Source organism: Pseudomonas sp. Marseille-Q8238 (genome assembly GCF_965111915.1).
Map to the genome: position 1 here is coordinate 397,180 of NZ_CBCOPI010000001.1, position 12,887 is coordinate 410,066.

8 protein-coding genes are annotated in these 12,887 nt (G+C 62.3%); 7 read left to right on the plus strand and 1 reads right to left on the minus strand.

The features are described from left to right. Positions 1-104 precede the first annotated feature (104 nt). From ACWPW0_RS01750 to cysC, 7 genes are all read left to right on the plus strand, one after another. On the plus strand, positions 105-497 hold the full coding sequence (locus ACWPW0_RS01750; RefSeq protein ID WP_454254245.1) for a hypothetical protein: 393 nt from the start codon (positions 105-107) through the stop codon (positions 495-497). A gap of 69 nt (positions 498-566) precedes the next feature. Further along, positions 567-2,615 (plus strand): autotransporter domain-containing protein, encoded by a 2,049-nt coding sequence (locus ACWPW0_RS01755; protein WP_454254246.1) that lies wholly within the window; start codon positions 567-569, stop codon positions 2,613-2,615. 377 nt (positions 2,616-2,992) lie between these two features. Beyond that, the gene (locus ACWPW0_RS01760) at positions 2,993-6,094 is read left to right on the plus strand and encodes an autotransporter domain-containing protein (protein ID WP_454254247.1); all 3,102 of its coding nucleotides are present in this window, start codon (positions 2,993-2,995) and stop codon (positions 6,092-6,094) included. A gap of 129 nt (positions 6,095-6,223) precedes the next feature. Further along, positions 6,224-8,317 carry a sulfotransferase gene (locus tag ACWPW0_RS01765; protein ID WP_454254248.1) on the plus strand — a complete coding sequence of 698 codons (2,094 nt, stop codon included), beginning with the start codon at positions 6,224-6,226 and terminating at the stop codon, positions 8,315-8,317. After that, the gene (locus tag ACWPW0_RS01770; RefSeq protein ID WP_447588395.1) at positions 8,314-9,465 is read left to right on the plus strand and encodes a glycosyltransferase family 9 protein; all 1,152 of its coding nucleotides are present in this window, start codon (positions 8,314-8,316) and stop codon (positions 9,463-9,465) included. The genes ACWPW0_RS01765 and ACWPW0_RS01770 overlap by 4 nt, the downstream gene beginning before the upstream one ends. Next, positions 9,462-10,313 carry an alpha/beta hydrolase gene (locus ACWPW0_RS01775; RefSeq protein WP_454254249.1) on the plus strand — a complete coding sequence of 284 codons (852 nt, stop codon included), beginning with the start codon at positions 9,462-9,464 and terminating at the stop codon, positions 10,311-10,313. Before ACWPW0_RS01770 ends, ACWPW0_RS01775 begins: the two co-directional genes overlap by 4 nt. After that, positions 10,310-10,915 carry an adenylyl-sulfate kinase gene (cysC, locus tag ACWPW0_RS01780; RefSeq protein ID WP_454254250.1) on the plus strand — a complete coding sequence of 202 codons (606 nt, stop codon included), beginning with the start codon at positions 10,310-10,312 and terminating at the stop codon, positions 10,913-10,915. The genes ACWPW0_RS01775 and cysC overlap by 4 nt, the downstream gene beginning before the upstream one ends. A gap of 42 nt (positions 10,916-10,957) precedes the next feature. On the opposite strand, the gene ACWPW0_RS01785 is transcribed toward cysC, so the two are convergent. Beyond that, positions 10,958-12,841: a beta-ketoacyl synthase gene (locus ACWPW0_RS01785; RefSeq protein WP_454254251.1), complete on the minus strand. Its 1,884-nt coding sequence runs from the start codon at positions 12,839-12,841 to the stop codon at positions 10,958-10,960. Positions 12,842-12,887: the final 46 nt, after the last annotated feature.

Consider the following 12,887-nt stretch of genomic DNA (forward strand, 5'->3'; position numbering starts at 1 on the left):
GGTTACGTTTCCCATAAGGTCATCACAGCACTCACCGTGATCAACGACACCGGTGTACTGAGCCTTGGGCTCACGCGGGTGCGCAACGACCCACAGAGGCCTGCATGAGTGACCCACAAAGGCTGGCAAGGGTTAGGGGCGTCTGGATTTCTGACGATTCGACAGCCGCACATGACCAACAGCCTGCCAAACCACCTTCAAGGATTTCACCAGAGATGATGACCAATCTAAAAACAAAACGCCTGTCACCCGGGCGCAAAACCATTCTGGCCATTGCAGTTGCCTCGACACTGGTCAATGGAGTCGCGTCTGCCGCTGACACGGTGATTGAAAGCGATGCGTATACCACTGTTTGGAGCGGAGACAACATAACGGTCAATCCGAATGTTTCCGTGGGCACAGATAGTGATATCTACGGCATCTCGGGCATCGGCGACGCCACACTCGGCACCCTGCTCAACCACGGCACGTTACAGAGTCAGGTGTTTGGCTATTAAAGTCCAGGTGCCACGGCCAACGCCTTGATTAACGCTGTTGACGGCACCATCCGGGGTGGAGAGGTAGCGGTGGCCAATTATACTGGTAACCGTGCCGGTACCATCAGCACACTGAGCAACAGCGGGCTGATCAATGGCGGTCTCATTGGTATCGGAAACCATGGCCATATCACTACCCTGGGCAACAATCTCGGCGGCACCATCAGCGGCGGCAATCGCGCTATCCTCAACTTCGGATCTATTGGCGTACTCAACAACACCGGGCTGATCCGCTCCAATGACACAGCCATCTTTAATAACGGCACGCTGGGTGCCATCAACAACTCGGGCACCATTGCCGGCAAGATCATCAACGAGACGAGCGATGATCTGATCATCAACGGCGCCAGCGGTACGATCGCCGGTGTGCTGACCGGTTCCAATGGCTCGATTTCCGCACAGGATATTGGCCTTATCCGCAACAGGACCAGCAATGTGCTGTTCAACACCGGCAAGCTGCTGCTCAATGACAATATCGATGTCACCGACACCAGTGGAGGCGGCCTCGACACCCGCCATACCGTGGCCAATAACGGCGCCACGCTGCAGATCAACAACGAAATCATCATCGAGGGCCACTACACCCAGGCTGCCGGTGCCGGCCTGGTGTTTGGTGTTGCCGATGACGCACAAGCCACGGGCGACCCTGGCACCGATGCGGGCTATGGACGCCTGTTTGTCAGTGGGGCAGTAACGCTCGCCTCGGGCACCAGCGTCGGCCTGACCAAGACCGGCAGCGCCTACACCTTTGCCCAGGGCCAGCGTTATCTGGTCCTCGTAGGCGCTGATGGCACCAACTCCGAGTTCAACGAAAAAACGCTCAACTACACGCTGGTCGCCAACGGCCTGGGTCTGGCTGGTGAAAACATTACCCTTTCCGCCAACCCCGGCGCCAATGGCCTGGTGCTGACCGTCGTCGGCAGCAATGGCTCAAGCAATGCCATCAATGGCGCGACCACCCGCGATGCCCGTTCCTCCCTGGGTGGCCTGTTCCAGTACCAGGGCACCAACGAACAACTGATGAACCTCGGTCGCGCCGGCGCGGCCCTGGGTTCGTCCGGCAACAGTGGCGGCGCCCAGTTGAGCCCGACGTCGACCGCTTCGGCCGCGGCCACCGCGTCCGTCGGTTCGACCCAAAAAGTGTTTGAAGTCGCCAGCAGCCATATGGACAGCCTGCGCACAGCCCAGGCTGGCAGCGCTTCCAGCGGTATCGCCACCGGTGAAGGCGCCAACGGCGGCGGCCTGTGGGGCCAGGCCTTTGGTGGTCAGTCGCGGCAAAGCGAGCGCGAAGACATCGCCGGCTACCATGCCAACTACCACGGCATGCTGCTCGGCGCCGATGCGCAACTGAACGACAGCTGGCGTGCTGGCGGTCTGTTTAGCTACGCCAACACCTCGGTGAACAACGATGGCGCTAACAAGCACAGCTCGGCAGATGTCGACTCCTACGGCCTGATCGCCTACGCCACTTACACCGCCAACCCGTGGTACCTGAACCTGTCGGCCGGTGCCGTGCAGCATCAGTACGACAGCAAGCGCGAGATCGACATCGTCGGCTTTAACGGCACCGCCAAGGGCAGCTACGACGGCATTCAGTACCTGGCTGCCGCGCAGGCCGGCTACCCGATCGACTTGGGTTCGAGCACCACCCTGACGCCGATTGCCGGCCTGACCTACAGCACCCTCAAGCTCGACAGCTACACCGAGAAGGGTGGCAACGGCGCTGCGCTGCACGTCAATTCCGACGATATCAACTCACTGAAAAGTGACCTGGGCGTCAAGCTGGAGCGCTCGTTTGCGACCACCTATGGCGAGCTGACTCCGGTTGCGCAACTGACCTGGCGTCATGAGTTCCGCGACGAAGGTCTGCGCTCGGTGGCCAACTTCGCGGCGGATGTTGCCGGGGAAACCAGCTTCGCCAGCAACGGCCCGTCGGCGATCAACGACACCGGCGTGCTGAACCTCGGCCTGACCCTGGTGCGCAGCGACCGCCTGAGCCTGGCCGCCCGCTACACCCTGGAAGCGGGCAGCGGTTACACCGCCAATACTGGCAACCTGCAAGCGCGCTGGAACTTCTAACGTGCGTAGGTAATGTGCTGGTTACGTATTTATTTACGTAGCCAGCAAATTACATAGTTTCAGTGATATCCAATTGCCATTCCTGTCGTGTTCAATGACGGCCAGGGAGGCCTGCCTGTTTCGGTTACGTCTCCCATAAGGTCATCACAGCACCCACTGTCAGTCAGCAATCAACGACAGTGGTGTACTGCTCTGTGCCTGACCCTAGTACTAGTACACAGCGACCGTTAGAGCCTGACAGCCAGGTACACCCTGGATGCTTGCATTGGCTACTCCATCAATACTGGCGATGTTAGGCGTGTTGGGATTCTGACGAGCAGGCAACCATAAGAAGACAGCCGGCAGCAGCACTTTCAGGAACTTCAGCAGGGATTATCATGAGCAACCTACACAACACGCGCCTGTCACCCGGGCGCAAAACCATTCTGGCCGTCGCCGTCGCCGCGACGTTGGCCAATAGCTTTGCCGCCGCAACCCCGGGCGACCAAATCATCAGTGCCCCAACTGGGGGGGTAAACTGGACAGATGGCAACCTGACGGTGCTCCCCGGTGGCTCAATCACGAGTTTCAGCAGCACACTAGGTGTCACCGTCATTGGCCCGCAACTCGGAATCCTGAGCAATAGCGGCACCATCAGTGCTGATTCCCACGCCATCGCCAACCAGCAGAATGCGGTCACCCGCATCGACAAAATCATCAATACCAGCACCGGCGTCATTGAGGCCAACAACTACTACAGCAGTGCCATTGTCCTCAACTCCCTTATCAGTTCGGTGGGTTCGATCGACAACAGCGGCCGCATCAATGGCAACGCGAGCGGCATTGACAACAACACCTCCATCACTGTCCTGACCAACTCGGGCACCATCACCTCAAGCAGTAACGGCTCTGTACCAGGCGGCACTGGCATCCTCAACGCGGGCGTCATCAACACACTGCACAACACCAGCACTGGCACCATCGGCAGCAATCTGACTATTCCAGCCGGCACCCACAACGTGGGTATTGGCCTGTTAAACGCCAATAACGCAACCCTCAGTGCTCTGATCAATGACGGCCTGATCCAGAGCAGCACAAGCACCTCAGGCTCTGCCATAGCCTTGGGCGGTGCAGGTGTTTCGAACAACGGTCTAATCATGACCTTGGACAACAATGGCACCATCCGCAGTACGCAAACCGGCGGTTCCAGTGTTGGCGCCGTAGGCATTCGCAACGAATTCGCCGGCACCCTCTACAGCCTGACCAACGATGGCACCATCAGTGCCCAAGGTTCCCAGAGCAAGGGGATCCATAACTCGGGATCGATAGGGAGCCTGCACAACACCAATCTGATCGTTGGTGAGCAATTCGGCCTCTACAACCAAGGCTCGGCATACGGCATCATCGGCCTGCTGCTAAACGACGCAGGGGCGTCCATCCAGGGCGACGAAGCCGCCATCCAAAACGCCGGGAGCACCATCGGTGCGCTCATCAACAGCGGTCTAATCGATGGAGGCTCCGTTGGTATCAGTAACACCTATGGCGGCCATATCTCCACCCTGATCAACAATGCCGGCGGCACCATCAGCGGCGCCAGTACCGCTATTTACAATGAAGCCTATGGCACCATTGGCACACTCAACAACAGCGGGCTGATCCGCAGCGATGAGGTGGCTATCTGGAATGGCGGCGTGCTGGGCCCCATCAACAACTCGGGGACCATTGCCGGGAAGATCATCAACGAGACAAGCGATGATCTGATCATCAACGGCGCCAGCGGTACGATCGCTGGTGTGCTGACCGGTTCCAATGGCTCGATTTCCGCACAGGATGTTGGCCTTATCCAAAACCGCAACGGCAATGTGCTGTTCAACACCGGCAAGCTGTTGCTCAACGACAATATTGAGGTCGTCGACACCAACGCCGGCAGCCTTGGCACTCTTTATTCCGTGATGAACAACGGTGCCACGCTGCAGATCAACAATGACATCACCCTCTGGGGCAACTACACCCAGGCTGCCGGTGCCGGCCTGGTGTTCGGGGTCGCCGATAACGCGCAAGCCACGGGTAACCCTGCCTTCGATGGCGGGTATGGACGTCTGTATGTCAATGGGGCGGTAACGCTCACCTCCGGCACCAGTGTCGGCCTGACCAAGACCGGCAGCACCTACGCCTTTGCCCAGGGCCAGCGCTATCTGGTTATCGGTGCCACTGATGGCGCCAGCTCCGAGTTCAACGAAAACACGCTCAACTACACCCTGGCCGCCAACGGCCTGCGCTTGACCGGCGAAAACGTTGCCCTCAGTGGCAACCCCGGTGCCAATGGCCTGGTGCTGACCGTCGTCGGCAGCTCGAGCAATGCCATCAATGGCGCGACCACCCGCGATGCGCGCTCCTCCCTGGGCGGCCTGTTCCAGTACCAGGGCACCGACGAACAACTGATGAACCTGGCTCGCGCCGGTGCGGCCCTGGGTTCGTCCGGCAACAACGGTGGCGCCCAGTTGAGCCCGACGTCGACCGCATCGGCGGCGGCCACGGCGTCCACCGGTTCGACCCAGCAAGTGTTTGAAGTCGCCAGCAGCCATATGGACAGCCTGCGCACGGCCCAGGCCGGCAACGGTTCCAGCGGCATCGCCAGCGGCGAGCAAGGCAACACGGGCGGCCTGTGGGGCCAGGCCTTTGGTGGTTCCTCGCGCCAGGATGAACGCGAAGACATCGCCGGCTACCACGCCAACTACCATGGCATGCTGCTCGGTGCCGATGCGCAACTGAACGACAGCTGGCGTGCTGGCGGTCTGTTCAGCTACGCCAACACCTCGGTGAACAACGATGGCGCTAACAAGCACAGCTCGGCAGATGTCGACTCCTACGGCCTGATCGCCTACGCCACTTACACCGCCAACCCGTGGTACCTGAACCTGTCGGCCGGTGCCGTGCAGCATCAGTACGGCAGCAAGCGCGAGATCGACATCGTCGGCTTTAACGGCACCGCCAAGGGCAGCTACGACGGCATGCAGTACCTGGCTGCCGCACAGGCCGGCTACCCGATCGACCTGGGTTCGAGCACCACGCTGACGCCGATTGCCGGCCTGACCTACAGCACCCTCAAGCTCGACAGCTACACCGAGAAGGGTGGCAACGGCGCGGCGCTGCACATCAAATCGACTGATATCGACTCACTGAAAAGTGACCTGGGCGTCAAGCTGGAGCGCTCGTTCGCGACCACCTATGGCGAGCTGACTCCGGTTGCGCAACTGACCTGGCGTCATGAGTTCCGCGACGAAGGTCTGCGCTCGGTGGCCAACTTCGCGGCGGATGTTGCCGGGGAAACCAGCTTCGCCAGCAACGGCCCGTCGGCGATCAACGACACCGGCGTGCTGAACCTCGGCGTGACCCTGGTGCGCAGCGACCGCCTGAGCCTGGCCGCCCGCTACACCCTGGAAGCTGGCAGCGGTTACACCGCCAACACCGGCAACCTGCAAGCGCGCTGGAACTTCTAACGCGCGTAGGCACACGCGGTTCAACGCCCATTTGCGCAGCCGTGCAAATGGGCGTTTTCACAGGTGCCGCTCTGGTTTTTTTTACGTACAGTCGGCTGTCCCCCAGCCCCAATTTCTTGAAGAGTCTGAATGAGCGACGCTCCCGATTCCCCACCAACGGATCTCACCCTCGAACAGGCTCTTACCCTGGCCCAGTCACACTGGAATGCCGGGCAGGCGCAACAGGCTGAACACTGGTGCCGACAGATTCTCGCGGCGCTGCCGAATCAGCCGGATGCTCTTAATCTGCTGGCGGTGATCGCCCATGCCTATCGCAAACCCGACCTTGCCATCGAGCTGCTGCGCCAGGCCTGCCAAGGCGAGCATGCCTCGGCCAACCACCTGAGCAATCTGGCCGAGATGTGCCGGCAACAAGGTCTGCTCGACGAGGCCAGGCAAGCGGGCGAACGAGCTGTGGCACGTGACCCTGAACTGTTGGCTGGCTGGAGCAACCTGGGCATCATCCTGCAGGAGTGCGGGCAGCTGGAATACAGCCGCGAATGCTTGCAACGAGCACTGGCGATGGAGCCCGAGTCGGCCCTCACTCACAACAATCTAGCTAACACTTACCGGCGCCTCTATCAGTTGGAGCTGGCTGCCAGTCATTATCAGCAGGCCCTGGCCCTGGACCCAGGTTATGCCGAGGCCCATAGCAACCTGGCCTTTCTGCAGACGTCCGAGGGCCAGTTCGAACTGGCTGCGCAAAGTGCCCGGCGGGCCATCGACCTCAATCCGCAGTTCGCCGATGCCTACCTCAACCTCGCCGAAGCCGAAAGCGCACGGCTGAACCACGCACAAGCCTTGCACTGGCTCAATGCCCTGCTGAGCTTCGCGCCCCAGTACGTCGCCGGGCTGAGCGCTCGTGCCCTGGTCCTGAAAAGGCTTGGGCGTCTGGAGGAGGCCCTGGTCTGTGCCAGGCAGGCGGTCGACCTGGCCCCGGCAAATGCCAAGGCCCACTTTGATCTGGGGCTGGTACTCCAGGCACTCGAGCAGCATGAGCAAGCCCTGCGCCACTACGAACAAGCCGCCGGGTTACCCGGTGTGCAGGCCGAGCAGGCGTTGTTGGCCAGCGCCTCGCTGTTCCTGGAACTCGGCCGGGCGGACCAGGCCAATGACTATTTCGATAGGGCCCTGAAGGCATTCCCTGACTCCTTCCAGGCACTGGTCGCGCGTAGCGACAGTAAGAAATACCGTACTGGCGATGGCGATATCGCCGCCATGGAGGCGCTGCTCGCCGGCCCCCGGTGTCTGGCCTTGAATGAACGCCTGGCAGTGCATTTTGCCCTCGGCAAGGCTTACCTCGACACGGCCGACTCGGCCCGGGCCTTTGTCCATCTGGACGCGGGCAATGGCCTGAAACGCGCTACCTTTGATTACGATGCCAAGGCCACTGGCCAGTGGGTGCGGGAAATCATCGCGGCATTCCCCGCCGAGCGTTTCACGCGTCCGGCAGCGAGTCGCAATGGCTCGGCGCTGCCGGTTTTCGTGCTGGGTATGCCGCGCTCGGGTACCAGCCTGATCGAACAGATTCTTGCCTCGCATCCGGAGGTTCAGGGGGCTGGCGAACTGGCCGCCCTGCGCCTTGTCATCGAAGCCCGTGGGCCATTCCCCGGCAACCCGGCGCATGGAGCAGCGCTAGACCTGCAGGGTATCGGCGCAGACTACCTGGCCGCGGTCGAGCCATTGGCCCGAGGCAAGTCGCGGCTGGTGGACAAGATGCCCGCCAACTTTTTCTATGCCGCGTTGATTCCGTTGATTTTGCCAGGTGCCTTCATCATTCATTGCCGCCGTGATCCGGTGGACACCTGCCTGTCGTGCTACAGCAAGCAGTTCGGCGGCGAGCAGCGGTTCAGCTACAACCAGACCGAGCTGGGTCAGTTCCATCGCGATTATCAGACGCTGATGGCGCACCTGCGCCGCGTGCTGCCGGCGGAGCGCTTTATCGAGGTCGACTATGAGGCCGTGGTCGATGACCTCGAAGGCCAGGCGCGTCGTCTGCTGGAATTCATCGGCCTGCCCTGGGATGCAGCGTGTCTGGATTTCCACAGCACCGAGCGGGTGGTGCGCACCGCCAGCACCACGCAGGTGCGCCAGCCGATCTACCGCACGTCCAAGGGGCGCTGGCATGCCCATGCCGAACATCTCGGGCCCCTGCTGGCTGCATTGGGTGTCGCCAAACCATGAACCTCGCCCAACTCGAACAACAGGGCCTGGCTCTGCTCAATGCTAATCAGCCGGTCGCGCTTGAGGCGTTGATGCGTCAGCACTTGGCCTCGGGTAGCGGTCCGCTCAGCCTCTGGCACTTGCTCTCCAGGGCCGTGCGTCTGCAAGGGCGGATTGGCGAGGCCCTGGCGATCCAGGACATGATCGTGCAGAACCTGCCGAGCAATATGGCGGCCCGCTTCGACCTGGCCGAGACGCTGTTGCTGCTTGGCGACTTCAGCCGGGGCTGGCAGCAGTACCGCTTTCGCTACGAGCAACAGCACACGCAAGCGATAGCGCGCAGGGTCCAGCGCCCGCGTTGGCAGGGGCAGGCGATTCCCGGCAAGACCCTGCTGATCCACGATGAACAGGGCTTCGGCGATACCTTCCAGTTCATGCGTATGGTGAGCTGGGTGCGGGAGAATTGCGGCGGCCGGGTGGTCTTTGCGGTCAACCCGGACTGCCTCGGGTTGGCGCAGCGCATGCTGGGGCACGAGGATGTCATCGCCTACGGCGAACTGCCGCCGACGTTCGACTTTCACTGCGAGCTGATGAGCCTGCCGCTGGCGCTTAACCTGCAACTGAGCGACCTGCCGGGCAGCGTTGGCTACCTCAGCGCCGACCCGCAGCGGGTGGAAAAGTGGCGTGCCCGCCTGGCTGATCTCCCCAGACCGCTGGTCGGCCTGGTCTGGGCCGGGCGACCCACCCATAGCAACGACTGCCGCCGCTCGATGACGCTTGCTGACCTGGCGCCGCTGGCGCAGCCGGGCGTGACCTTTCTGGCGTTGCAGAAAGGCCCGGCCAGTACCCAGGCGCTCACGCCGCCGGCGGGCATGTCACTGGTTTCGTTGAGCGACGAGATCGTCGACTTCGAAGACACCGCGGCCATCATGACGCTGATCGATCTGACCATTTCGGTCGACTCCGGCCCCGCTCACCTGGCGGGCGCATTGAACCGGCCGGCCTGGGTCATGCTGGCTTATGTACCGTGCTGGCGCTGGTTACTTGAGCGTGACGACTCACCCTGGTACCCAAGCCTGCGGCTGTTCCGCCAGCAGGCGCCGGATCAATGGCAGGCACCATTGGCGAGCATGGCCCTGGCGTTGCGCCAATTGGTTGAAAAAACATGATGCGTAGCGCTGTCGGCAGGTTGGCAGGCGTCCTGCTGCTGACGTTGCTGGGCGGCTGCGCCGCTGAGTCGCTGCAACTGAACGAGCAGGCCGAAGCCCGCGCCGAGGCTGCGGGGATGCAGCGGGCGTTGGTGCAGACAGACGGTTTCGTGCTGACCAGCTTCTACCGCCTCACCCGGCCGGACCAGCCGCTCACCGTTTATATCGAAGGCGACGGCTTCGCCTGGCGCACGCGCACGCAACCCTCGCTGGACCCGACTCCGCGCAAGGCCGTTGGCCTGGCACTGGCCACGGCCGACCCGGCCAGCAATGTGCTGTACCTGGCGCGGCCTTGCCAGTTCACACCGATGAGCGCCAACCCGCAGTGCACAATGGCCTACTGGACCGGCAAGCGCTTTGCCGAGTCGGTCATTGCGGCGATGAACCAGGCCGTCAGCCATTATGCCAAGCGCGTTCCGGGGCAGCCGATCCATCTGGTTGGCTTCTCGGGCGGTGCTGCGGTTGCTGCACTGATCGCGGCGCGACGCGACGATGTCGTCTCGCTACGGACGGTGGCCGGCAACCTGGACATGGACGAGGTCAACCGCATACACCGTGTATCCGCAATGCCAGAGTCGCTGAATGCCATCGACGTGGCGCCCAGGTTGTCCGGGCTCGCTCAGGTTCATTACAGCGGCGGTGATGACACGGTCGTGCCGCTCGACATCGCGCAGCGATTTATCAAGGCCAGCGGCGGCCGCTGCGTACACGTGCACCTAGTGCCGGGCCTGGCCCATGACGGTGATTGGCAGCGCCTGTGGCCAGGCTTTCTCAACGACCCACTTCCCTGTTCGGACTCGCAACGATGAGCAACAACCTCACCGCCGTTAAGCATGGGCTGAGTGCCCAGGATCGCCAGGGGCACTACGGCCATGGTGGCGCTGTGCTGTGGATGACCGGGCTTTCCGCCTCCGGCAAGTCGTCCTTGGCCATGGCGCTGGAGCAGGCGCTCACCGCGCTTGGCTATTCCTGCTATGTGCTGGATGGCGACAACCTGCGCCGGGGGCTTAATGCCAACTTGGGATTCAGCCCAGAAGACCGCAGCGAGAATATCCGGCGCGTGGGCGAGGTTGCGGCCTTGTTCGCCGATGCCGGTTTGCTGTGCATCAGCGCATTTATCTCGCCCTATCGCGAGGATCGGGCACGGGCCAGGCAGGCTTGCCGCCAGGCCTTCCACGAGATTCATATCGCCGCCGACCTGCAAGCCTGTGAGGCGCGTGATCCCAAGGGGCTGTACCGCAAGGCGCGTGCCGGTGAGCTGCAGGAGTTCACCGGAATCAGTGCGCCGTACGAAGCGCCACTCGCCCCGGAGCTGACGCTCGAAACGGCCAGGGAAAACCTCGAAACCAGCCTGGAAAAGCTGGTGGCCTACACCGTGACCAACATTCCACTGAACCGGAACCATCGGTAGGGTGCGCGATGCGCACCTTATGGTGTAGATCGACGCGGGCGGTCAGACCATGTCGCTGAAGCGCTCGTCCTTCTTGTAGATCAGCGGTTGGGTAAAGCCAGGCACGTTGATCTGGTGTTCGTCGATCTGCAATTGCTGGTCGTCGATCAGGTCGTGGCCGAAGTTGTAGAGGATGTCGAACTGGCCGTGTGCGGCGTTCTGGTCGTACTGGCTGGCGGCGCTGCGGGTCTGCTCACGGCGTTCTTGCCAGGCGGCGAAAGCTGCTTCGCCGTGGCGCTTGCGCAGCATGCGCTCGACCACGTGCGGGGCGAGAATCACGCCGGTGGCGTTGTTACCGCCAAAGCCTTTGGAGTTGATGAAGCTGACGTCCAGTGTGCCGAGCTGGCGGTCGCGGGTGCTGAAGCTCAGGTGCGATTGGTGCACGTCGTCGGCGACTTGGTCGATGGTCTTCAAGCCCGGCAGGATGCCGTAGCGGAAGGTACCGAGGGCGGATATCACCTGGTCAGCGCTGGCGCTGGACAATGAGTGGCCGACGAAGGCCTTGACCGCAGTGACCGGCCAGCTGTCGATGGCGAAGGCGGTGGCGATGCGGTCGAGCAGTTCCGACTCGGTGATCCGGTTGGCCGGGGTGCTGGAGCCATGGGCGTGAACGAAACTGCGCTGGCGTACGGACTCGGCACCGAGCAATTGGGTGGCGCTGGCCACGGCTTTGGCCAGGGTCAGGTAGTTGCCGGGACCGGGGGCGGAAATCGATTTCTTGTAGCCATCGGCATTGATGAACACATCCGGCACCGCGCCGTGGATATCGGCACCCAGTTCGAGGGCCAGTTCGTCGTCCATCAGCACCACGAACTGCGCCGACTCGGACAGGGTGAAGCCGCAGTTGTCGCCGAATGGACGGCTGGCCCGGCGGAAGTCGACCTCATCCTGACCGCCGACCTTGCGCAGGCCTTCCTCGGTGGCCAGTGCGCCCATGGCGCCGTAACCGTCGATGCATTCCTGGGTCAGCGGCGCTTCGCTGTTGCCGACCAGTACCACACGGGCCTGGCCGCTGCCGATGACTTCGATGGCCTTCTGCAGGTTGTAGAGGAAGGTGGCGCAGGCGCCGGTAACGCTGCCGGTAGTGCCGACGCTGCCCAGCACGTAGGCGTTGATGAAGTCGGCCGGCATGGTGTTGAGGCCCAGCGGGCACTGCTTGGCGGTGACGCGGCCGCCCTTGAGGCGCGATTGCATCATGCCGCCGAAGCCGTTTTCGTCGAGCTGGCTCATGGCGCTGCCGGCGAATACGGCCACTTCATCAGGGCGCACGTGTTCGAGAATCTGCTGCCAGGGCAGGCCGGTGGAACGCAGGGCGTCGGTAGAGGCAATTACCGCCAGTTGCAGGCCACGCGGATGGAAGCGGGCGTTGTACAACTCTTCCAGTTCGAAGCCGCTGGGCAACTGGCCGGCGGATTTCACCGGCAGGGCGCGGTAGCTGTCGACCTTGAAGTCGCAGCTGTCGTGCAGGGTGACTTCGACCTGAGTGTCATCCACGTCGGCCACGCTCCAGTTGGCTGGCAGCGGCTCGGGAAGTTGCTTGCGCAGGGTGGTGAAGCGCGCCTGGCTGACCGAGAGGTTCTTTTGCCAGTGGGCAGCGTCGACGTCGAGGTAGCGTTTCTCGATTCGTCGCACCAGGGTGCCGGCAAGAATCTCTGCACTGTGACGCGCTTCGACGTCGGCCGGGGTGAGGGCTTCGCCGTCGTGGCTGACCAGTTGGCCGTCGACCACCTGCACCAGCTTCATCATCACGGCCAGGCCGAGGAGGGTCTGCTGACGTGCCTCGCTGTCGAGGGATTCGAGCACCGTACGGCGGAAACCATGGTGGAACGAACTTCTGCCCGCGGCGTTGTAGCCACCGAAACCGACGATGACGGGTAGTCGAGACATTACACGCAACTCCTACAAGCGACTTTCGCGTAGGGCCGGGTGGGCG